This window comes from Streptomyces sp. NPDC031466, from assembly GCF_055581265.1.
Window position 1 is genome coordinate 352,026 of sequence record NZ_JBVIJT010000007.1, and the last position, 22,811, is coordinate 374,836.

Sequence of the window (22,811 nt, forward strand, 5' to 3'; positions counted from 1 at the left end):
CTGTGGGGGGTGGCTCCATCATGCGTCTGTCCGGGCCCGGCTTGTCCAATCCATTGTCCGAGGTGCGGGACGCCACACTCCGGGACGCCACATTCCGGGGGGCCATGCTCCGGGACGCCGCACGCCGGGACGCCGCACTCCGGGGCCCGGCCGACGGAAAACGCCGGGCGGACTCGTACGAGCCCACCCGGCGCTGTTTCCTCCGACCGGGACACCGTCCCGGCACTTCAGGTCACCGTTACGGCGTGACCTTCTCGATCTTCACGCTGCCGTCGCCGGCGACCGTACCGCCGGCGTTCAGCAGGGACACCTCGCCGAACAGCTCACGGCCCTCGGCGGCCGGGGCCTTCGCCTCGACCTTGGCCTCGACCTGCGCGGAGGCACCGGTGCCGAGCTGCACGGTCTTGGCCTCGTCGACCGTGACCTTGCCGAGCGCGTCGGAGAAGAACACGTCTCGGTAGTCGTAGGCGGTCGAGCCGGTCGGCACCGAGTAGCCCACGACCTCGATCGTGTACGTGCCGGCGGCGGGCTTCGCGAGGCTCACGGACTCCTCGGAGTCGCCCTCCGCGGACGAACCGACGACCTTGCCGTCCTTCTTGACGCTCAGGTCCAGGTCGGCGGCGATGTCCGCGGGCGAGCCGATGACGACGTCGAGCCGCTCGGCGCCCTCGGGCACGACGACCGTGCTGGTCTGCGTGGCGCCCTGGGCGATCGTGGGCCGCGCCGACTTGGAGGAGCCGAGCGAGCCGCCCTTGAGCTTGCCGTCGATGGCCGCGAAGCGGTTCGTGGCCTTCCAGGTGACCGGCGCCGGGGTGCCGACCTTGGCCTCGGGGAGCGTCTGCACGGCCGGGTCGAAGTCGACGCCGAGCGCGGAGACCTTCAGCTCGTAGGGGTTGTCGAGCAGCGGCGAGGTGCGGCGCGACTCGACCTCGATCTCCCAGACACCGGCCTGCGGCTCCGGGTAGGAGCGCAGGTCGGGGCGGCAGGTGTTGGCCGGGTTCTCGTAGTTCGGGTAGCAGACGAGCGACGACGTCGAGTCGACCGGGACACCGTAGGGGTGCACGGCGAGGAACCGCGTCTGGCTCTTGCCCTTCAGGCCGCCGAGGGCGACCTCCAGGGTCTTGACGCCCTTGGGGACGGTGACGAAGTACGACGTGGTGCTGTTGCGCTGCACCGTGCCGGCCGCCTTGTACGTGTACGACGGCTCGGCGAGCGGCGTCGAGACGACGACCGTCGACATGATCTGCCGGTCGACGCCCTCGGTGCGCTCGTCGTCGACGGTGAGGATGGCGCTGTGCAGACCGGCCGACTTGGCCTTCGCGCGGACCTTGACGGTGACCGGCTTGTTCAGCGGCAGCGACACGTCGTCGTCGCCGAGCAGCTCGAAGGTGCCCTCGTGGTTGTTGACCAGGTCCAGCTCGTGGCGCAGTGCGCGGTCCGGGCCCGAGGTGCGGGTGATCGTGACGTCGTACGTGCGCTTCTGGCCGGCCTTCAGGCCGCCCTCACGGTCGTAGATGCCGGTGCCGGGCTTCTTCAGCTCCTGCTCCAGGGCGGTGTCGACCGGGGCCTGCACCGTGTACGTGTGCGCCTTGGCGCCGTCCTCGACGGCGTTCCAGGCGTCGACCACGTTGATCAGGCCGCTGCCCTGGGCGTACGCCTGCTCGCCGCGGATGCGGTCGGCGGTGGAGGTGAGCGCGGTGCGCAGCTTGGCCGGGGTCAGGTCGATCTTCTCGCGCTTGGCGGCGGAGAGCAGCAGCGCCGAGGCGCCGGCGGCCTGCGGGGAGGCCATCGAGGTGCCCTGGAGCATGGAGTAGCCGGCCGGGAGCTTGTAGCCGGCCTCGGCGACCGGGGAGCCCGGCAGCCAGGTCTGCGTGGTGTTGATGGCCGAGCCGGGCGCCGAGATGACCGGCGTGAAGCCGCCGTCCTCGCGCGGGCCGCGCGAGGAGAAGTTCATCATCGCGTACTTCTTCTCCACGGCGGAGCCGTAGTTGGCGGCCCACGTCTCCTTGGAGATGGCGGCGCCGACCGAGATGACCTTGTCGGCCAGGCCCGGGTCGCCGATGGTGTTGGCGCCGGGGCCGGAGTTGCCGGCGGAGATCACCAGCTGCACGCCGTAGGTGTCGATGAGGCGCGTGTACAGCTCGGCGCGCGCGTTGTTGCCGTCGTTGAGGGCGGGCAGGCCGCCGATCGACATGTTGACGATGTCGACGCCGCGCTCGGTGACGAGGTCGATCATGCCCTCGGTCAGGGCGACGTTGGTGCAGCCGCCGCTCCAGGTGCAGGCGCGCGAGGAGACCAGCTTGGCGCCGGGAGCGGCGCCGTTCATCTTGCCGCCGAACAGGCCGTTGGCCGCGGTGATGCCTGCGACGTGCGTGCCGTGCTCGGACTCGATGACGCCGATGTTGACGAAGTCGGCCTTCTTGCCGACCCAGTCGCCGCCGTAGGGGTCGGTGGGGACGTCCTTGCGGATCTCGACGACGAAGGGGACGCGCTCGGCCACGTCGGTCGCCGGGTCGTCCTTGCCGAAGTAGGCGACCTGGTGGTCCTCCTTGTACGGCTTCATCGTCTCGTCGTCGGTGAAGTCGTTGTCGTCGTCCAGGTCGACGCGGACGGTGCCGGCCGCCGGGTCGTACAGGACGCCCCAGCTGTCGGTGGTGTCGCCGTCGCGGTTGATGTCGCCGTTCGCGTCGCCGCCGACGGTGGCCGCCTCGCGGAAGCGGTTGACCTGGAAGGAGCCCGCGGGGGCTTTCCACGTCTCGCCGTCCCAGGTGAAGACCGGGCCGGTGACGGGGTTGGTCATGCGGCGCCAGGTGCCGTCCGCGTCCACGATCGGGTCGGTCGCGGTCACCCAGTCGGTGATCTTGCGCTCGCCGGTGGTGGTCTTCCGCAGTGCCGGGTGGCCGAGGTCGATGCCGGAGTCGAGGACGCCGATGGTGATGCCGCGGCCGTCGGCCTTCGGGTGCTTCTTCACGAAGTCGACGGCGCCCGTCTCGGCGGACGGGTTGTACGGGTTCTTCGCCGGGGTGTCCTTGCCCGGACCCGGGTACGTGCCCCGCGCTGCGGACTTCGCGCCCTTGGCGCGGTCGGCGGCGGGCGTCGGGTCGTCCAGTTCTATCTCGTGCCGCAGGTCGATGGCGTGCACGGACGACAGGGCGGCGGCGGACTTGATCGCGGCGTCGGCCCTGCCGGTCGGCACGGTCGCGCGGACGTAACCGAGCTTGTCGTAGGTGCGGCCGACCGAGCCGCCCTTGACGGCGTCGAGCCGGTCGGCGACCTGCTCGGTGGCGCCGGGCGCGGTGGCGACCATCATCGTGACGGTCTTGTCGCCGTCCGCCTTGGCCTCGGCGAGCAGGTCGGCGTCGGCGGCGCCGAGCTTGCCGGCCGCGGACCTCGGGACGTCGGTCGGGTCCGCGGGGGTGTCACCGGTGGCCGCGAGGGCCGCGGGTATCCCGGTGGCGCAGAGCGCGGCGGTCAGGCCGACGGCTATCGCGAGGCGGGCCGCGCGTCCGGTGACCGCGGGTCTCGCGCTGGAACTGGATCTGGGCATCGGCATCCCTGTACGTAAGTCGGGAGGAGGGTTTTCGATTCGGTCCGGAATTCGGGACCGGATGACCGCTCAGCCTTACGTAAGGGCCGCCGTTTGGGGAGAGTTGTCCGAGCCGTGATCAGGGCATGGCGTAATTCCGCCATACGCCATCGAGGACAAGGCGGCGTATAGGCGGACTTGCGCCGGAACTTTTCCGGCCGCTTCTCGTCCGGGGCTCTCGGCAGGCGTCCTGGACCTCGGGCGACCGCGCCCAGTGGCGGGAGGCCGTCGAGACCCCCGCCGCGAGCCCCTGGAGCTGGTCCGGCCCGGAGTACCCCCCTGCCAATCCGGGCCCGGGGCACTAGCGTCGGTCTGTGCACAAGGAACTCAGGGTGGCGGCCTACGCCGTATGCGTACGCGACGGACAAGTGCTGCTCGCCCGCTGGGTGGCGGGCGACGGCAGCAAACGCTGGACGCTGCCCGGAGGCGGCATGGACCACGGCGAGGACCCGTACGACACGGTGATCCGCGAGGCCGACGAGGAGACGGGGTACGTGGTCGAACCGGTCACGCTCCTCGGCGTGGACTCCCTGCGCCGCCGCTACCCGCGCAGGCTCGGCGCCGTCGCCGACTTCCACGGGCTGCGGCTCCTGTACGAGGGGCGGATCACCGGCGGCGAGCTGCGCCACGAGACCGACGGCTCCACGGACCTCGCGGCCTGGCACCCCCTGGAGGCCGTGCCGGACCTCGACCGCGTCGGACTCGTCGACATCGGCCTGGAGATGTGGCGCACCCGCCCCGCCGACGGGCACATCGCCCGCGCCGCCGACCCCGGGCCGGTGAGCCCTTGACGGGCCTTGCCTTCCCCGGAAGGTGAACGGGGAGTGAGCGCCTCCTCTCTCCCCGGAAAGAGGTGGGTGACCGCGCAGGGTGCCCGGTGATCCACGTACGGTGATCTGCGTCGGCCGTTGCGCCCGCGTTCACGCACAGGTCACCGCCGATGCCAACGATCCGGTATGAGCGGGAAGTTCGCGGGCCGACCCGGCCCCGGCGCCCGCGACCACTGCCGACGCGTTCGCACTCGGGGAGACCGCGCCATGCCGCGCACACGCTCTGTCGCCACCGCAACCGCCACGGCCGCCGCGGGTCTCGCCTCGGCCACGGCCGGCGCCGTCGGGCGCCTCGACCGCCGTGCCCTTCTCGCCGCCACCGGAGCGGTCACGCTCGCCGCCGGCATCGGCCACGCGCTGGGCCCCGGCGCGGGCTCCGGCAACGCCGCACCCGCCGGGCGGGTCACCGTGCCCCGCTCCCGGCAGGCCTCCGCCGCGCCCCTCGCGCCCTACAAGGCCGGCACCACCCTGCTCACCGCCGCCGCCCCGCGCGGCACGTCCGGCTACCGCAGGCTCGGTGACGGGCCCGGCTGGCCGCGGGTGGTGCGCGGCGACCTCGCGGCGGCGAAGGCGGGGCGCGAGAACCGGCGCACCCCGCTCGCCGCCTTCGTGCAATTCACCGACCTGCACCTCGTGGACGTCCAACACCCCCTGCGCTACGAGTACCTGCGCGCCCGGACGGCCAGTGCCTGGCGGCCCCACGAGTCCCTCTCGGTGGCCGGCGCGGTCTCCCTGGTCGAGCGCGTCAACGCCCTGCGCGGCGCCCCCGCCACCGGCGCCCCCCTGCACTGCGTGGTGACGACCGGCGACAACACCGACAACAACTCCCGCGCCGAACTCGACTGGTACCTCAAGGTGATGAGCGGCGGCCGCATCACCCCCAACACCGGGGACCCGCGCCGCTACGAAGGCGTGCAGGACAGCGGCCTCAAGCTGTACTGGCATCCGGACGGCGCCCTGCGCGACGCCGACAAGGCGCTCGGCTTCCCGCGCCTGCCCGGCTTCCTCGACGCCGCCGTCCGCGAGGTCAACAGCCCCGGCCTCGGCCTGCCCTGGTACTCCACGGTCGGCAACCACGACGCGCTGCCCGGCGGCTGCTGGGCGCCTCATGACCCCTACCTCACCGAGTTCGCCGTCGGCGGCAGGAAACTGATGTCCCTGGACGAGACGCGGGGCGCCGCCCTGTGGCAGGCCGTGAAGAAGGGGCGCGACCCCAAGGGCGTCCACTTCAAGGAGCTGTTGAGGAGCGAGGCGCGGCGCATGCGGTCCATCACGCCGGACGCGTCACGGGCGCCCTTCACCCCCGCCGAGTACGTCCGCGCGCACCTCGACCCCGCCCACACGGGCCCGGGCCCCGTCGGTCACGGCTACACGCGGGAGAACCTCGCCTCGGGCACCCAGTACTACTCCTTCCGCATCAGCGACGACGTGCTGGGCATCAGCCTCGACAGCACCGACCCCGCCGGCCACTACGAAGGTTCCCTCGGCACCGCTCAACTGCGCTGGCTGGAACGCGAGCTGGCCGCCGCCGAGCGGCGCCAGGGCGGACCCTCGTACGTCGTCGTCTTCAGCCACCACACCAGCAGGACCATGCGCAACCTCCGCCATGACCCGGCACGGCCCGGCGAGGCCCGGCACGGCGGCGAGGAGATCCGCGCGCTGCTCGGCCGCCACCGTTCGGTGCTCGCCTGGGTCAACGGCCACAGCCACAAGAACGCGATCACCCCGCACCGCACCCCGCACGGCGCGTTCTGGGAGGTCTCCACCGCCTCGCACATCGACTTCCCGCAGCTCGCGCGGGTCGTGGAGGTCACCGACAACCACGACGGCACCCTCTCCCTGTTCACCACCCTCATCGAATCCGCCGCCCCGCACCGCACCGACTTCACCGACCTCTCCCAGACCGGCCTCGCCGCGCTCTACCGCGAACTGTCCTTCAACGCGCCGGGCGCGAAGCCCGCGCTGGGCGGCGAGGCGGGGGACCGGAACACGGAGCTGGTCCTGAAGAAGCGCTGAGCCGGCCCGGAACCGCGCGGGCGGGGCCGGCCGGCCACTAGCGGGGCAGCGCCACGACATACGCCGCCGGCTCCCGGTCGTCCGACGCCATCAGCGCGGTGCGCACGACGGTCGCCTGCTGCTCCGCCGCGTCCCGCAGCTTCTTGGGGGTGAGGTGTACGACGGTGATGCCGAGCCGCTCCAAATGCTCGCGCTTGCGGGCGTATGCGGACCACAGGGTCTCGTCGTCCTGACGCAGGCCCTGCCGGGGCGGCCGGGCGTCCAGCTCCACCGCGACGGCCTGCTCCGGCCAGTAGGCGTCGACGCCGCCGAGGTGCGGACCGCCGGGCAGCCGCAGCTCGACGTTCCACAGCGGATCGGGCAGGCCGTGCTCCGCGACCATCCGGTACAGCCGGTCCTCCGCGATGGCCCGCCCCTCGGCGAGCAGCGAGTCCGCGGCGTCCACGACGTGCGGCAGCGCCAGCAGCCGGGCGGCGCGCAGCTCTGCGACGACGGCCGCCGGCTCGCAGTGGCCGCCGCGCACCGCTTCGGTGAGCAGCCGGCGCACCGAACCGGCGTCGGTGAGCTGCGCCACCGCGTCGGCGAGGGCGCGCGGCACCGGGGCCACCGGGACCCCCGTGATCTGCTGCGGCGTCGGCAGCGCGGCGCCGCGCACCAGCCGGACGAACCCGACGGAGCGCAGCCGACGGGTGCGGGGCACCAGGACGTCGACGCGCTCCAGTGACGGCAGCGGCGGAACGGCCGAGAAGCGGTGCAGGGTGAGCGCCGCAAGGCCCGTGATCATCGCGTCGGCGTACGGGGCGTGCGCATTGCCCGCGCCGGGCTGGGCGGGCACGGCGGGGGCCTCGCGGGCGGGCGGGCGCCCCGCGTACAGCAGGGCGCCGTGCAGCCGCTCCTCGCTGGTCGGCGGGCCGGGGTGCAGCAGGCACACGCCCGGCAGGAGCTGCTGCCAGGGGCCGCCCGGGCGGCACCGGGCGCCGGTGTCGGCGGCGGAGACGCCGTGTGCGCGGAGCTGGGCGGTGCTGAGGACGCGGGGGTGGGTGTGGGGGAGGTGCGGCAGGGGGAGCGGGAGCGGGGACAGCGGGGTGTTCTGGTTCATGCCGGGGTCGTTCCCTCGGCCGTGCGGTGCGCTAACCGCTGTTACAAGGCCGTCGACAAAGCGGGACAGGCCCGCCCTAAAGCACGGGCGTTCGACTGCCGATGAGCTCCCGCTCCGCGCCCCTGCGCCCACCGCCCGCCCCGGGGCAAACGGGCGGATGGGCGGGAGACATCCGCCGCGTAGCGGCGGGGCAGGGCGCAGGGGCCAGGCTCCGCGCCCCTACCTCCACTGTCCGACCCGGGGTAAACGGGCGGGTGGGTGGGAGACACCCGCCGCGAAGCGGCGGCGCAGGGCGACGCCCAGGTCGGGGTGGGGGAACGGTCCCCGGGTCAGGTGGAGGCCCGTTCCCCCGGCCGGTCTAGGCCCCCGCGTCGCACGCCTGCGCCCGCAGCGACCGGGCCAGGTCGTCGCGGGACTCCAGGACCAGGCGGCGCAGGGCAGGCGCGGCGGAGGCGTGGGCGGTGAGCCAGTCGTCCGCCGCCGCCAGTGTCGCCTCGTCCGCCTGGAGGTGCGGGAACAGGCCCCGCACGACGTCCATGCCGATCTGGATGGACCGCTCGGCCCATACCCGCTCGATGGCGTCGAAGTACTGGGAGACGTACGGCGCCGCCAGCTCCCGCTGGGACGGCTGCGCGAAGCCCGCGATCGTTGCCTCGACCAGCGCGTTGGACAGGGCGTCCGACTCCACGACGGAGGCCCATGCCTGCGCCTTGACGGCCGCCGAGGGCCGCGCGGCCAGGCACCGCACGTGGTGCCGCTTGCCGGAAGCGGTGTCGTCGCGGGTCAGTTCGGCGGCGAGGGTGTCCTCGTCGGCGGCGCCGTGCGCGGTCAGCGGACCGAGCAGGGCCCAGCGCAGCTCCTGGTCGACCTCCAGGCCGTCGATCTTGGCGGTGCCGGCGAGGAGCCCTTCCAGCAGTTGCAGGTCGGCCGGCGACGACGCCACCGCCGCGAAGAACCGCGCCCACGTCAGCTGGTGCTGACTGCCCGGCGCCGCGATCCGCAGTTCCCGCAGGGCGCCTTCGGCGAGCGCCCGGCCGCCTTCCTCGCGCCAATCGGGGGCGGCGTAGTGCGTGAGGGCGGAGTTGGCCCAGGAGTGCAGCATCTGCAGGACGCCGATGTCGCTCTCGTGCCCGGCGAAGCGCAGCACGAGCCCGATGAAGTCGCGGGCGGGCATGAGGCCGTCCCGCGTGAGGTTCCACAGCGCGGACCAGCACAGGGCGCGGGCGAGGGGGTCGGTGAGGTCGCCGAGGTGTTCCCGCAGCGTGGCGAGGGAGGTCTCGTCGAAGCGGATCTTGCAGTAGGTGAGGTCGTCGTCGTTGACGAGGATCAGCTCGGGAGCGGCTTCGCCGGCCAGTTCGGCCACGACCGTGCGCGGCCCGTCGACGTCCACCTCGGCGCGGGCGTACCGCTCCAGGTCGCCGCCGGCCGTCCTGCGGTACAGGCCCACCGCCACGCGGTGCGGGCGCAGTTCGGGGTGGGACTCGGCGGCTTCCTGGAGCACGGACAGTTCCGTGATCCGGCCCTCCGAGTTCAAGATGGCTTGGGGCGTCAGGGAGTTGACGCCCGCCGTCTGGAGCCAGGCCCGCGACCAGGAGGCCATGTCGCGCCCGGACGTCTCCTCCAGGACCGACAGGAGGTCGCCGAGCACGGTGTTGCCGTACGCGTGGCGCTTGAAATAGCGCCGGGCGCCCTCCAGGAAGGCCTCGCGCCCCACGTAGGCGACGAGTTGCTTGAGGACCGAGGCGCCCTTGGCGTAGGTGATCCCGTCGAAGTTGAGCTTCGCGTCCTCCAGGTCGCGGATGTCGGCGGTGACCGGGTGCGTGGAGGGCAGCTGGTCGGCGCGGTAGGCCCAGGCCTTGCGGTTGTTGGCGAAGGTGATCCAGCCGTTGGTGAAGCGGGTCGCCTCGACCATGGAGAAGGAGCCCATGAAGTCGGCGAAGGACTCCTTGAGCCACAGGTCGTCCCACCACCGCATGGTGACCAGGTCGCCGAACCACATGTGGGCCATTTCGTGCAGGATCACGTTGGCCCGGCGCTCGTACGACGCCTGGGTCACCTTGCCGCGGAAGATGAACTCCTCGCGGAACGTCACCAGGCCCGGGTTCTCCATCGCGCCCAGGTTGTACTCCGGCACGAAGGCCTGGTCGTACTTCCCGAAGGGGTAGGGGAAGTCGAAGTTGTCGTGGAAGAAGTCCAGGCCCTGCTTGGTGACGAGGAAGACGTCGTCCGCGTCGAAGTGCGGGGCGAGGCCCTTGCGGCACATCGCGCCGAGCGGGATCTCCAGGCGCGTGCCGTCGTCGAGGACGCGCTCGTAGGTGTCGGTGACGTGGTGGTAGGGGCCGGCCACGACCGCCGTGATGTAGGTGGAGATCGGCTTCGTCTCGGCGAACCGCCATACGCCGTCGGTCGGTTCGCCGACGCCGTTGGACCATACCGTCCACCCCTCGGGGGCCCGCACCTCGAAGCGGTAGGGCGCCTTCAGGTCCGGCTGCTCGAAGTTGGCGAAGACGCGGCGGGCGTCCGCCGGCTCGTACTGGGTGTAGAGGTAGACCTCGCCGTCCTCGGGGTCGACGAAGCGGTGCATGCCCTCACCGGTGCGGCTGTAGGCGCACTGGGCGTCCACCACCAGTTCGTTCTCCTCGGCCAGGTCGTCCAGCGCGATCCGGGTGCCGTCGAAGACCGCGGCGGGGTCCAGGTCCTTGCCGTTGAGGGACACCGCCGTGACGCTGGGCGCGACCAGGTCCGCGAAGCTCGCCGTGCCCGCCTCGGCGCGGAAGCGGATCGTGGTCACCGAGCGGAACGTGCGCGGCTCCCCTCCGCCGTCGCCGACCGCCGAGCGCAGGTCCAGGAAGACCTCGTAGCCCTCGACGGACAGCAGCGCGGCCCTCTCGCGGGCCTCGTCGCGGGACAGATTCTCACCGGGCACGGGCGGCACTCCCTTGTGACTCGCATGACTCGTACGAATGTCTACGATCCTCGCATGTGGCGTCGGCCGCCGACATCCGGGAATGCCCCGACGGACCCCCGACGTTCCCCTCCCCAGGCGCCGAACACATTCCCTAGGGAGAGACATGTCCGAGAACACCGTCAAGACCCCGGTCGACTTCTGGTTCGACCCGCTCTGCCCCTGGGCCTGGATGACCTCGCGCTGGATGCTGGAGGTGGAGAAGGTCCGCGACGTCGAGGTCCGCTGGCACGTGATGAGCCTCGCCGTCCTGAACGAGAACAGGCTCGACGAGCTGCCCGAGGAGTACCGGGAGATGCTCGCCACCCAGGCCTGGGGCCCGGTACGGGTCGTCATCGCCGCCCAGCAGAAGCACGGCGAGGAGATCACCGGAAAGCTCTACACCGCGCTCGGCACCCGCTTCCACAACCGTGGCGAGGGCGCCACCCGTGAGGCCGTCGTCGCGGCTCTGGAGGAGGTCGGCCTGCCCGCCGACCTCGTCGACCACATGGACTCCGACGTGTACGACGCCGAGCTGCGGGCCTCGCACAAGGAGGGCATCGACAAGGTCGGCCAGGACGTCGGCACGCCCGTCATCGCCGTCCCCGGTGCCGACGGCGAGCAGATCGCCTTCTTCGGCCCCGTCGTCACCCCGGCCCCCAAGGGCGAGGCGGCGGCGCGCCTGTGGGACGGGACGCTGCTCGTCGCCTCGACGCCGGGCTTCTACGAGATCAAGCGGACGCGGACCGAGGGCCCGAACTTCGAGTGACCCCGCGAGCCGCCGCGCACAGCCGGTAAGCCCGCACAGCCGGTAAGCCCGCACAGCCGGTAAGCCCGCACAGCCGGTAAGCCCGCACAGCCGGTAGGCCCGTACAACAGAGAGACCCCCGTGAGTCACGTCCTCACGGGGGTCTTTCCTTTATCCGCCCGCCTCGGCGAAAGTTGAGAAGACGATCACGAGGCAGGACGTTTCACGAGGCGGACGGCCTCACGCGCCGGAGATGTCTCACGGAGTGAGCAGCAGGGCGTTCACCCGCTGCTTGGCGGCCTCGTAGCGCTTGGCGACGTCCTGCCAGTTGACGACCTGCCACATGGCCTCGATGAAGTCGACCTTCTGGTTCTTGTACTGGAGGTAGAAGGCGTGCTCCCAGGCGTCGAAGACCAGGATCGGCGTGGAGCCCTGGCCGACGTTGCCCTGGTGGTCGTAGACCTGCTCGACGATGAGGCGGCCGCTGAGCGGCTCGTAGGCGAGGACGCCCCAGCCCGAACCCTGGGTCGTCGCCGAGGCCTTGGTCAGCTGCGCCTTGAACTTGGCGAAGGAGCCGAAGGACTCGGTGATCGCGTCCGCCAGCTCACCGACGCCGTCGGCGGCCAGCGGCTCGCCGCCGCCACCGTCCTTGGGGCTGTTCATGTTGTGCCAGTAGATGCTGTGCAGGATGTGGCCGGAGAGGTGGAAGGCCAGGTTCTTCTCCAGGCCGTTGATGGCGCCCCACGTCTCCTTGTCGCGCGCCTCCGCCAGCTGCTCCAGGGTGTCGTTCGCGCCCTTCACGTACGCGGCGTGGTGCTTGTCGTGGTGCAGCTCGATGATCTGCGGGTTGATGACCGGTTCGAGCGCCGCGTAGTCGTACGGAAGTTCTGGAAGCGTGTAAATGGCCATGGTCCGAGCCCTCCGACTGCTGCTTCTCACTGCTTCTTACTTCTTATTGCAAGTCATGCGCAAGTGCAGGCTAACAGCAGCAGGCCCCGAAGTTGATCAGCCCTTCGTCCTAGGCCCCCCGAAGCGACGAAGGCCCCCCCGATACGACAAAGGGACCCGGGGTCATCATCGACCCGGGCCCCTCCGCGTACAACGTGTCCTACTCGGCGGCCGTGACCGCCACCCGCTCCGCCCGCTTCTGCCGTATGAAACCGATCACGGCGAGGCACAGCGTCAGCGCCCCCGTGGCGAGCAGTTGCTTGCGCGTGTCGGGCTGCTCGGTCATCAGGTAGAAGATGTACGCCATCGCGGCCAGCGCCACCCAGGTCAGGAACGGGTACGCCCACATCCGCACGACGAGCTTCTGCGGTTCCTCGCGCTCCGTCCGGCGGCGCAGGAGGAGCTGCGAGACGGCGATGAAGATCCAGACGACGAGGATCATCGCGCCGATCATGTTGAGCAGCCAGGGGAAGACCTGGTCGGGGCTCCAGTAGCTGAGCAGCACGCAGCCGAAGCCGAAGACCGACGAGGCCAGCACGGCGAGGCGCGGCACGCCGCTGTACACGCGGCCGAGCGTCTTCGGGCCCTGGCCGCGCTCGATCAGGGAGTAGGACATGCGCGAGGCGCCGTAGATGTTGGCGTTCATCGCGGACAGCAGGGCGATCAGCACGATGACGTTCATGATCTGCCCGGCGCCGGGGATGCCCAGGTGGTCGAGGGTGGCGACGTAGGGGCCCTTGGTGGCGACGTCCTTGTTGTCCCACGGCAGCAGCGTGACGACGACGAGCATGGAGCCGACGTAGAAGAGGGCGATGCGCCACATCGCCGTACGTACGGCCTTGGCGACGCTCCTGACCGGGTTCTCGGACTCGGCGGCGGCGATGGTGACGGTCTCCAGACCGCCGTACGCGAACACCGAGGCGAGGAGGCCGATGATCAGACCGTCCGTGCCGTTCGGCATGAAGCCGCCCTCGCCGGTGAGGTTCTCCAGGCCGGGGGCCGGGGTGTCCGAGCCGGGCAGGATGCCGAGGATCGCGAGGACACCGATGCCGAGGAAGAGGGCGATGGCGCCGACCTTCAGGGCGGCGAACCAGAACTCGAACTCGCCGAAGTTCTTCACGGCCGTGAGGTTCGCGCCGCAGAAGACCAGCATGAACAGGGCGACCCAGGCCCACTGCGGGGTGCCGGGGAACCAGCCCACCATGATGTTCGCGGCGCCGATGCCCTCCAGGCCCACGGCGACGCAGAGCAGGAACCAGAAGCCCCAGCCCGCCGTGAAGCCCGCCCAGGGGCCGATGGCGCGTTCGGCGTGCACGGAGAAGGAGCCCGAGGCCGGGTTGGCGGCCGACATCTCGCCCAGCATGCGCATCACGAGCATGACGAGCGCGCCGGATATCGCGTAGGCGAGGACGATCGAGGGCCCGGCCTTGGCGATGCCCGCTCCGGAGCCCACGAAGAGGCCGGCGCCGATCACGCCGCCGAGGGCGATCATGGAGAGGTGCCGCTGCTTGAGGCCGTGGACGAGCGGGGAGTCGGCCTTGGGTGCGGCATCAGGTGCTGGTGTCGCATCGGGTGCGGATGCGGCGTCCTTGGAGCTGGACGTCCGAGACATGGGCGTGCCCTGTTCAGTAGCCGAGACGGGGGAGGGGCGGAAGGGAGAGCGGGTCGGGAACCGGGACGGGAGGAAGCGGATCAAGAACCGGGACGTGAGGGGGAGCGGGTCAGGAACCGGAACATGAGGGGGAGGAGCCGGAACGTGAGGGAGTTGAGCGGGCCCACAGTCTGAAGTCCGGCACCGCTGACAGGGAACCACCGACCGGTATACGGACACGACGCTTACACCTCGTGAAGAAACCGCCACAAGAAGTTCACGGCGCGTTCACGCGGGGTCAGGGTCGCCGCCGGCCCCGCCACTCCCGCAGCCCGGCGACCGCCAGCACCGCGCCCGTCGCCCCCGCCGACCACAGCAGCTGGGGCCGCGCCCCGTCGTCGTTCAGCATCAGGGCGAGTACGGCGGCCATCGCGACCAGCGCCGCCCAGGTCAGATACGGGAACGCCCACATCCGGAGCACCAGCCGCTCCGGGGCCTCCCGCTCGATCCGTCGCCGCAGTCGCAGCTGCGACACCGCGATCAGCGCCCAGACGAACAGCAGCACCGCGCCGACCGAGTTGAGCATGTAGAGGAAGACCGAATCGGGCCACTTCAGATTGAGTACGACCGATACGAAGCCGAAGGCGACCGAGGCGAGGACCGCGCGGCGCGGGACCCCGCCGCCGGACACCTTCAGGAGGGCCTTCGGGGCCTCGCCGCGTTCGGCGAGGGAGAAGACCATCCGGGAGGACCCGTAGAGGTTGGCGTTGAGCGCCGAGAGCAGGGCCACGAACACCACGATGTTCATGATGGTCCCGGCGGACGGCACCCCGATCGAGTCGAGGACGGTGACGTACGGGCTGGCGCCCGCCTTCTGCGCGGTCCACGGCAGCACCGTCACGATGACCAGCATCGAGCCGACGTAGAAGAAGAGGATGCGGTAGACGGCGCTGCGCACCGCGCGGGCGACCGATCGGACCGGGTCGTCGGACTCGGCGGCCGCGATCGTGACGACCTCCAGGCCGCCGAAGGCGAAGACGACGGCGAGGACTCCGGAGACCACGCCCGCCCAGCCGTTGGGCAGGAATCCGCCGTCACCGCTGAGGTGGGTGAGGCCCACGGGGTCCGTGTCCGGCAGCACCCCGAAGATCGCGAGCAGTCCCAGCACCAGGAACGCGACGATCGCGCAGACCTTCAGCGTCGCGAACCAGAACTCGAACTCGCCGAAGTTCTTCACGGCGGCGAGGTTGGCGCCGGTGAAGACCAGCATGAAGAGCAGGACCCAGGCCCACTGCGGCACCGCGGGCGCCCAGCCGTGGGCGATCTGCGCGGCGCCGGTCGCCTCCACGGCGAGCACGACGACCAGCAGGAACCAGTACAGCCAGCCGACGCTGAACCCGGCCCAGCGGCCCAGCGCGCGCTCCGCGTGCACGGAGAAGGAGCCCGACGCGGGCATCGCGGCCGACATCTCGCCGAGCATCCGCATCACGCACATCGCGAGCGCGCCCGCGATCAGATACGAGACGACGATCCCGGGCCCCGCGACGGCGATCCCCGCGCCCGACCCGACGAAGAGCCCGGCCCCGATGACGCCGCCGAGCCCGAGCATCGTCAGATGCCGCTGCTTGAGCCCGCCGCCGAGCGGCTCGGTGGAGGAAGCGGCCGAGGCCTGGGGGTCGTGCATGGTGCTCAGCGCTGCTCTCGGGGTCACGGGCTTACGGGCGTACGGGGTCACGGGCTTACGGGATTACGCGCTCAAGGCGTTACGGGTACGGGATCACGGGCTTGCGGCGTCACGGAGACTTTGGCGGGACTCCACAGTCTCCCCGGGCGGCGCCCCTCCGCGCAAAACGGGCCACCCACCCGCCGACCTCAGTGACGAGCGTCACGCCCGGCGAGGTGTACGGAAGGCCCTTTGTCCGGAGCCCACCAAGCCCCCGCCCCGGGGTTGTCACCCGGAGCCCCTGTGAGGGTGCCCCCGCCTGGGATAGCGTCGACGCGTCCCAACCCGCCCCAGCCCTCCCGCGGAGTCCCCGATGAGCATCGCCGCTGCCACCCCCCGTCCCGGCCAGGTCCTCGCCGACCTGCTGCCCGCGTCCCGCGTGAAGGACGCCGCCCTCGTGCTCGGCGGCGCCGCGCTCACCGGTGTCGCGGCCCAGATCGCGGTGCCCGTCCCGGGCTCCCCCGTGCCGGTGACCGGCCAGACCTTCGCCGCGCTGCTCGTCGGCACCGCGCTGGGCGCCCGCCGCGGCTTCCTCTCCCTTGCGCTGTACGCGCTGGTCGGCATGGCCGGCATGCCGTGGTTCGCGCAGGCCGGCTCGGGCGTCGCGGCCCCCTCCCTGGGTTACGTCCTCGGCATGCTGCTCGCCGCCACCGTGGTCGGCGCCCTCGCCCGCCGGGGCGGTGACCGCTCCGTGCTGCGCACCGCGGGCACGATGGTGCTCGGCTCCGCGATCATCTACGCGGTCGGCGTGCCGTACCTCGCCGCCGCGACCGGCATGTCGCTGACCCAGGCCGTCGCCGCCGGGCTCACGCCCTTCCTGATCGGCGACGCCCTGAAGGCCGCCCTCGCGATGGGCGCGCTGCCCACGGCCTGGAAGCTGCTCGACCGCTGACGCACCCGCCCGCTGACGCACCCGCCCGCCGACGCACACGTCAACACCCCTGCACCACCCGTCAACGGACACCGACGCCGTGACTCCGCCTGAAGAGGTTCGCCGGGTCGTACGCGACCTTCAGCCCGGCGAGCCTCTTCCGCGTCTTCGCGTCGTACAGCCCCTCGGGCCGGTCGGCGCCGCCGAACGCGAAGTTCAGCGAGCGGCCCAGCCGCTGTCCCGCCACGCGCCCGAACGCCCGCGCGTGCAGCTCCCGTACGGTCGCCACGTCCGTGCCGTCCAGCGGGGAGAGGACGCGGACGAGCCAGCCCGCCCCGCGGTGGGGCACCGTGTTCTTCGCGGGCCGCGCCAGCGCCCCGCCCAGGTGGTTGATCTGGACGACGTGCATCGAGTCGGCGCCGGGGCCGGTCAGCGCGAGCAGTTCACCGGCCGTGTCGACGTCGAGGCCGCTGAGCAGCACGCTGTCCCCGTAGTAGGCGTGCGGGAAGTCGGGGTCGCTGTGGATGGTGTGGCTCTCGGTGTACGGCATCTCCCGCAGCGTGTCCGACACGGCGGGAGCCAGCGCGCGCAACGGCGCCACCAGCTGCTCGCCCTCGGCCCGCGTCCCCGTGAACGCGACGCGCACCGAGATCAGGTAGCGGCCCCGCAGGAGCGGCGGGAGTTGGGGGATGTCGGGGTAGAGCAGCGCGGAGAGCGAGGAGGTCAGCTCCTCGGGCAGGGTCCGCGTCCACTGCTCGTAGCCGCGCAGCAGGGCGGCGGGGTCCGTCGTACGGCCGTCGAACGCGATCGCCCCGCCGTACAGCCGCGCCACCGGCACGAGGCCGATCTCCAGCTCGGTGACCACGCCGAGGGTCGCGCCGCCGCCGAGCAGCCCCTGGAAGAGTTCGGGGTCGCTGTCGGCGGTGACATGGCGCAGGGTGCCGTCCGCCGTGACGACGTCGAGGGAGCGGACGTGGTCGGCCGCGTAGCCGAACTGCCGGGCGAGGATGCCGAGCCCGCCGCCGAGGGTGTACGACACGACGCCCACGCCCGGCGACGAGCCGTTCAGCGGGGCGAGCCCGTGGGGCGCGGCGGCCTCGACGACCTGCCCCCAGCGGGCGCCGGCGCCGACGGTGACGGTGCGGGCGGCGGCGTCGACGCGCACGGAGTCCATCCGCCGCGTACTGATCAGGACGCCGCCCTGGGACGCCCCCGGCAGTCCGTGGCCGGTGGCCTGGACCCCTACGGGCAGCCCGTGCTCACCGGCGTACGACACGGCGGCGACGACGTCCTGGGCGCTCGTGGCGCCGAGGACGAGGTCGGGCCGCGTCGCGAAACCGGTCTGGAATCCGGCGATCTCGTCGTCGTACCCGGGGTCGCCGGGCCGGAACACGAGTCGTTGGGCGCTGAAACCGGTGAAATCCACGAGGAGCCTCCGTTGTGCCGCGTACGTGGCGCCTGAGCCGCGTACATCTGCCGGACAACGGAGAGGATCCCGCGAAAAGCTGACATCCTCCGTCAACTTATCGCGGGACCCTTGAGGGCACCCCTGACGGGAGCCCGGACGGGGTCCTCGATGGCACCCCTGGGGGAGCCGTTCAGACCTGCTCGGCCTCTTCGCGGGGCCGGATCTTCTCCCGCACCACCGAGAACACGACCACGAACGCGGCCGCGAGGAGCGACAGCAGCACCTGCTTGCGCCCGGCCTCGTCGGTCAGCATGTAGATGAGGACGAACGAGATCATCGCGATCGTCACCCACGTCAGGTACGGGAAGAGCCACATCTTCACGACGAGCTTCTCCGGCTCCTCGCGCAGGATGATCCCGCGCATCCGCAGCTGCGTGAAGCAGATCATCAGCCACACGAACAGGGCCACGGCGCCCGAGGAGTTCAGCAGGAAGTCGAAGACGGTGTCCTTCCACTGGTAGTTGAACCAGACGGCGAGGAAGCCGAAGACGACGGAGCCGAGGATCGCGGCCTGCGGCACGCCCCGCTTGTTGGTGCGCGCGAAGGCCTTGGGCGCGTCGCCGCGCTGCCCGAGCGAGAACGCCATGCGGGAGGCGGTGTAGAGCCCGGAGTTGAGGCAGGAGAGCACGGCGGTGAGCACGATGACGTTCATGACCTGACCGGCGTGCGGGATGCCGATCGAGTTGAGCGCGGCGACGTAGCTGCCGTCCTCGGTGATCGACTTGTCGTTCCACGGGAGGAGCGTGATCACGATGAAGATCGAGCCGAGGTAGAAGACGCCGATGCGCCAGATCACGCTGTTGGTCGCCTTGGTGACCGCGCGCTGCGGGTCCTCGGACTCACCGGCGGCCAGCGTGACGATCTCGCTGCCCATGAAGGAGAAGACGACCATCAGTACGCCGGTGAGGATGGCGCCCGCGCCCTTGGGCATGAAGCCGCCCGCGTCGGTGAGGTGCGCGAATCCGGCGCCGGGGTTGTCGGAGCCGGGCAGCACGCCGAAGACGGCGAGCAGGCCGATGACGACGAACGCGCCGATCGCGACGACCTTGATGCCGGCGAACCAGAACTCGAACTCGCCGTACGAGCCGACCGAGACGAGGTTGGTCGCGGTGAGCACCAGCATCACGATGAGCGCCCAGCCCCACTGCGGGACGGCGGGTATCCAGCCGTTGAGGATCACGGCCCCGGCGGTGGCCTCCACCGCGAGGACGACGACCCAGAAGAACCAGTACAGCCAGCCGATGGAGAAGCCGGCCCAACGGCCGAGCGCCTGGTCGGCGTAGGTGGAGAAGGAGCCGGACGTCGGCCGTGCGGCGGCCATCTCGCCCAGCATCCGCATCACGAGGACGACCATGGCGCCGACGAGGGCGTACGAGACGAGGATGGCGGGTCCGGCGGCGGCGATGCCGGAGCCGGATCCCACGAAGAGGCCGGCGCCGATGACGCCGCCGATCGCGATCATGGAGAGGTGGCGGTTCTTGAGACCCGCTTTCAGGCCGTCGCCGGTGTCACCAGTGTCGCCAGACCGCGGATCCCCAGGGGATGGGGGGTTGCTGTCTGCCTTCGCAAGGGAGGGTTGCGAGGTCATGGACGAATCCTTAAGTTCTCGGGTCACGAGCCCCCGCATTCAAACTCAGGAGCGATCGGGACGGAAGTCCTGAATCCGGATCGTTGCATTCAAGCCACTTGGCCTGGACCTGGCCTGGACTCGCCCCGGACTGGCCGGGACCTTGGTCCCGAAGGCCCGGCCCCGATCGCGGCTACCCGGTGCGCGACGTGCCACACTCGGACGCATGCGCGTGTACCTCGGCTCGGATCATGCCGGCTATGAACTCAAGAACCACCTGGTCGAATGGCTCAAGGGCCACGGCCACGAGCCCGTCGACTGCGGGCCCCACATCTATGACGCCCAGGACGACTACCCGCCGTTCTGCCTGCGTGCCGCGGAGCGGACCGCCGCGGACCCCGAGGCGCTCGGCATCGTCATCGGCGGCTCCGGCAACGGCGAGCAGATCGCCGCGAACAAGGTCAAGGGCGTCCGCGCGGCGCTGGCCTGGAGCGAGCAGACCGCGGCGCTCGGCCGTGAGCACAACGACGCCAACGTCATCTCGATCGGCGGTCGGATGCACTCCCAGGAGGAGGCGACGAAGTTCGTCGAGATCTTCCTGAGCACGCCGTACTCGGGTGAGGAGCGCCACACTCGCCGCATCGAGATGCTCTCCGCCTACGAGGAAACGGGCGACCTTCCGCCCATCCCGGCCGGGCACCCCCAGCAGTAGTCACCCCCACGGGGCTCCGCCCCGGACCCCGCTCCTCAAACGCCGGAGGGGCTGATTTTCCGCTCCCCGGCCGCACCTTCTCCTGACGGCCGCGCGGAAGACTTCCAGCCCGTCCGGCGTTTGAGGACGAGCCCTCAAGGCGATTTTCGTGACCGCACAACCCCCGGAGGGACCATGCCGGAGGGCCACACCATTCACCGCCTCGCGGCAGACCACCGCGCCCGCTTCCAGGACGCCCCCGTAAAGGCGACCAGCCCCCAAGGCAAGTTCTCCGACAGCGCCGCCCTGATCGACGGCCGGACGATGGAAACCGCCGAGGCCCACGGCAAGCACCTCTTCCTGGGGTTCGGCGAGGGCGACTGGGTCCACATCCACCTCGGCCTCTTCGGCAAGTACGCCCTCGGCGAGCACCCCGCCCCGCCGCCCACGGACACCGTCCGCCTCCGCCTGCGGAACGACGCGTACTACTCCGACCTGCGCGGCCCGACGACCTGCGCGCTCATCACGGACGACGAGAAGCGGGCGATACACGAGCGCCTCGGCCCGGACCCCCTCAGGGAGGGCGACGACCCCGGCAAGGCGTACCGCCGGATCTCCCGCAGCCGCACCACCGTCGCCGCGCTGCTCATGGACCAGAAGGTCGTCTCGGGCGTCGGCAACGTCTACCGCGCCGAGGTCCTCTTCCGGCACGGCATCGACCCGTACACCCAGGGCAAGGACCTCACCGAGACCCGGTGGCAGGCGATCTGGGCGGATCTCGTGGAGCTGATGCGCGAGGGCGTACGCCTCAACCGCATCGACACGGTGCGGCCCGAGCACACCCCGGAGGCGATGGGCCGTCCGCCGCGCGTGGACGACCACGGCGGCGAGGTGTACGTCTACCGCAGGGCGAACCAGCCTTGTCACCTCTGCGGCGGCGAGATCCGCACCGCCGACCTCGCCGCCCGCAACCTCTTCTGGTGCCCCACCTGTCAACGCCCCGACGCCGGCCGGTAGCGCGACTAAGATCGATTCACCAGTTCGACCGCCTGACCAGCGACCGCCTGACCAGCGGTCGCGTGATCAGCTCCACGGGGGGTTCTCTTCATGTTCCAGTTCAATATGCCCGGTTTCCACCTCGGCTTCGATCTCAACTCGCTCGGCGGCTTCGTCCTGGCGGTGCTCACCGTCGTGCTCTACGTCCTGCCGTCCCTGATCGCCTTCAACCGGGGAGCCGAACTCCGCTGGGTGATCCTCATCCTCAACGTCGCCGTCGGCCAGTCGGCGATAGCCTGGCTGGTCTCCCTCTACCTGGCCACCCGCAAGCCGAAGTCCCCGCTGCCCCTGTCAGCCTGAGGCCGCGGCGCGCACAAGGCACGCACAAGGACACGCACCGCCCTAGAAGCCGTGCGGCAGCCAAGGCGCCACGTCCGAGCCGAAGGCCACCGACGCCTCCGCCAGCGCCCCCGGCCGCAGCTCCCGCACCCGCCCCGCGCCCGCCAGTGACGTCAGGGAGGTCCCGCCGAGGTAGGCGGCGGCCAGTTCCCGTACGGACAGGGCGAGGTCGGCCGGGTCCCGGGTCCGTTCGCAGGAGGCGCCCTTCGCGTCACCGGTGAGCCGCCAACGGCCCGCGTTCCAGGGGCAGAAGGCGTCCTCGACCTCCAGGACGACGTCCAGCGGCGTACGGTACGTGCGCGCCGCCAGCGCCGCCCCCACCTCCACGAGCCGTACGTGGAGCGCGTCCCGCACCGCGAGATCGCACCGCCGGATGTCCGAGGCGAGCTGGAGCAGCGGATCGTCCACCGGACGGCTGTACGCGAGGACCGACGTCGTCAGGTCGATGCCGAAGACGAACCGCCACAGCGCCGCGTACGCCGCCGGGTCCTCCGCCTCCAGGTCCCGCACCCGCACCACGCCCTTGGGGCCCTTCCAGTCGAAGTCGGGCCGGACGGCGAACCGTACATAGCCGACCAGTTCGCCCGCGCGTTCGGCGACCACGCACTGCACCGGCGACGCGCCGTCCCGCTGGCTCTCCGGGTCGAACAGTCCGAGCCGCTCCCAGCCGGGCTGCCGGGCCGGCATCCCCGGACGGGCGACGACCCGGCGCGCGTACAGCTCCTCGCACGCGTCGAGGACGTCGGCGGGCCGCGCGTACCGCAGCCGTACGTCGTCCGTGCCGGGCGGGACGGACAGCTGTACCCGCGTCGTGTCGATGTCCGCCTTCATCTGCGAGGTGCCCGGGGCGTATCCGAACCGGCCATAGATGACCGGCTCGGAGGCGGTCAGCACGGCCAGCGGCTCGCCGAGCGCGCGCACGTCGTCCAGTTGCCTGCGCATCATCGCCGTCAGGATGCCGCGCCTGCGGTGCGTCGCCGCGACGCTCACCGTCGTGACGCCCGCCGCGTCCACCAGGGCGCCGCCCGGCACGGAGAGCCGGAAGGAGAAGGCCCCCGCCGTGCCCACGCAGGTGTCCCCGTCCCAGGCGCCCAGCATCCGGTCGACCTCCACGAGGTCGCGCCACAGCTCCTCTTTCCCCGCCGGCGTGGGCCTCCCGCCGAAGGCGAGGGCGAACGTTGCGAACCAGTCGTCCCATTCGGCTTCCGCGAGGACCCGCAAGTCTGTCGTCATACCGCATGCCTACCAGGGCGATACCACCTGATGCGAGGGCATTTCCCACGGCTGGAACAGGCCGTCACGGCCCGTCCGCCCGTGCCTCTGACGAGGGACAA

The 22,811-nt window shown here is 71.3% G+C and carries 16 protein-coding genes; 7 read left to right on the forward strand and 9 right to left on the reverse strand.

Annotated elements, in window-relative coordinates; genetic code table 11:
• Positions 1–238: 238 nt before the first annotated feature.
• The gene (locus tag ACZ5GP_RS19530; RefSeq protein ID WP_468752028.1) at positions 239–3,547 is read right to left on the reverse strand and encodes a S8 family serine peptidase; all 3,309 of its coding nucleotides are present in this window, start codon (positions 3,545–3,547) and stop codon (positions 239–241) included.
• Positions 3,548–3,900: 353 nt separating this feature from the next.
• On the opposite strand from ACZ5GP_RS19530, the gene ACZ5GP_RS19535 reads away from it, so the two are divergent.
• Both ACZ5GP_RS19535 and ACZ5GP_RS19540 read left to right on the forward strand, forming a co-directional pair.
• Positions 3,901–4,377: an NUDIX hydrolase gene (locus ACZ5GP_RS19535; RefSeq protein WP_468752029.1), complete on the forward strand. Its 477-nt coding sequence runs from the start codon at positions 3,901–3,903 to the stop codon at positions 4,375–4,377.
• Between the two features lie 246 nt (positions 4,378–4,623).
• Positions 4,624–6,432 (forward strand): TIGR03767 family metallophosphoesterase, encoded by a 1,809-nt coding sequence (locus tag ACZ5GP_RS19540; protein ID WP_468752030.1) that lies wholly within the window; start codon positions 4,624–4,626, stop codon positions 6,430–6,432.
• A 37-nt stretch (positions 6,433–6,469) separates the two neighbouring features.
• On the opposite strand, the gene ACZ5GP_RS19545 is transcribed toward ACZ5GP_RS19540, so the two are convergent.
• Positions 6,470–7,531, reverse strand: a complete 1,062-nt coding sequence (locus ACZ5GP_RS19545; protein ID WP_468752031.1) for a hypothetical protein — start codon at positions 7,529–7,531, stop codon at positions 6,470–6,472.
• Positions 7,532–7,889: 358 nt separating this feature from the next.
• Positions 7,890–10,457 carry an aminopeptidase N gene (gene pepN / locus ACZ5GP_RS19550; protein ID WP_468752032.1) on the reverse strand — a complete coding sequence of 856 codons (2,568 nt, stop codon included), beginning with the start codon at positions 10,455–10,457 and terminating at the stop codon, positions 7,890–7,892.
• A 145-nt stretch (positions 10,458–10,602) separates the two neighbouring features.
• Here pepN and ACZ5GP_RS19555 point away from each other — a divergent pair, with 145 nt between their 5' ends.
• The gene (locus tag ACZ5GP_RS19555) at positions 10,603–11,244 is read left to right on the forward strand and encodes a mycothiol-dependent nitroreductase Rv2466c family protein (RefSeq protein ID WP_358582144.1); all 642 of its coding nucleotides are present in this window, start codon (positions 10,603–10,605) and stop codon (positions 11,242–11,244) included.
• 237 nt (positions 11,245–11,481) lie between these two features.
• Here the strand turns inward: ACZ5GP_RS19555 and ACZ5GP_RS19560 are convergent, their stop codons facing one another.
• The 3 genes from ACZ5GP_RS19560 to ACZ5GP_RS19570 form a co-directional block, all read right to left on the reverse strand.
• Positions 11,482–12,132: a superoxide dismutase gene (locus ACZ5GP_RS19560; protein ID WP_468752033.1), complete on the reverse strand. Its 651-nt coding sequence runs from the start codon at positions 12,130–12,132 to the stop codon at positions 11,482–11,484.
• Positions 12,133–12,331: 199 nt separating this feature from the next.
• Positions 12,332–13,783 carry an amino acid permease gene (locus ACZ5GP_RS19565; protein ID WP_468752034.1) on the reverse strand — a complete coding sequence of 484 codons (1,452 nt, stop codon included), beginning with the start codon at positions 13,781–13,783 and terminating at the stop codon, positions 12,332–12,334.
• Between the two features lie 277 nt (positions 13,784–14,060).
• The gene (locus ACZ5GP_RS19570; RefSeq protein ID WP_468752035.1) at positions 14,061–15,446 is read right to left on the reverse strand and encodes an amino acid permease; all 1,386 of its coding nucleotides are present in this window, start codon (positions 15,444–15,446) and stop codon (positions 14,061–14,063) included.
• 352 nt (positions 15,447–15,798) lie between these two features.
• On the opposite strand from ACZ5GP_RS19570, the gene ACZ5GP_RS19575 reads away from it, so the two are divergent.
• Entirely contained in the window at positions 15,799–16,377 is a 579-nt protein-coding gene (locus ACZ5GP_RS19575) for a biotin transporter BioY (protein ID WP_358582148.1), read from the forward strand.
• 61 nt (positions 16,378–16,438) lie between these two features.
• Here ACZ5GP_RS19575 and ACZ5GP_RS19580 read toward each other — a convergent pair whose 3' ends face one another.
• Positions 16,439–17,782, reverse strand: coding sequence for an FAD-binding oxidoreductase (locus ACZ5GP_RS19580; protein ID WP_468752036.1), 1,344 nt, complete (start codon positions 17,780–17,782; stop codon positions 16,439–16,441).
• Between the two features lie 172 nt (positions 17,783–17,954).
• The gene (locus tag ACZ5GP_RS19585) at positions 17,955–19,412 is read right to left on the reverse strand and encodes an amino acid permease (protein ID WP_468752037.1); all 1,458 of its coding nucleotides are present in this window, start codon (positions 19,410–19,412) and stop codon (positions 17,955–17,957) included.
• A 205-nt stretch (positions 19,413–19,617) separates the two neighbouring features.
• On the opposite strand from ACZ5GP_RS19585, the gene ACZ5GP_RS19590 reads away from it, so the two are divergent.
• The 3 genes from ACZ5GP_RS19590 to ACZ5GP_RS19600 all read left to right on the forward strand — a co-directional run bounded on the left by ACZ5GP_RS19590 (position 19,618) and on the right by ACZ5GP_RS19600 (position 21,438).
• A complete protein-coding gene (locus ACZ5GP_RS19590) occupies positions 19,618–20,103 on the forward strand; it encodes a ribose-5-phosphate isomerase (protein WP_468752038.1) in 486 nt (161 codons plus the stop codon).
• A gap of 174 nt (positions 20,104–20,277) precedes the next feature.
• Complete coding sequence (locus ACZ5GP_RS19595; RefSeq protein WP_468752039.1) at positions 20,278–21,099, forward strand: Fpg/Nei family DNA glycosylase; 822 nt, start codon at positions 20,278–20,280, stop codon at positions 21,097–21,099.
• A 90-nt stretch (positions 21,100–21,189) separates the two neighbouring features.
• Positions 21,190–21,438 carry a superinfection immunity protein gene (locus ACZ5GP_RS19600; RefSeq protein WP_468752040.1) on the forward strand — a complete coding sequence of 83 codons (249 nt, stop codon included), beginning with the start codon at positions 21,190–21,192 and terminating at the stop codon, positions 21,436–21,438.
• A 42-nt stretch (positions 21,439–21,480) separates the two neighbouring features.
• Here ACZ5GP_RS19600 and ACZ5GP_RS19605 read toward each other — a convergent pair whose 3' ends face one another.
• On the reverse strand, positions 21,481–22,710 hold the full coding sequence (locus tag ACZ5GP_RS19605) for a GNAT family N-acetyltransferase (protein WP_468752041.1): 1,230 nt from the start codon (positions 22,708–22,710) through the stop codon (positions 21,481–21,483).
• Positions 22,711–22,811 lie beyond the last annotated feature (101 nt).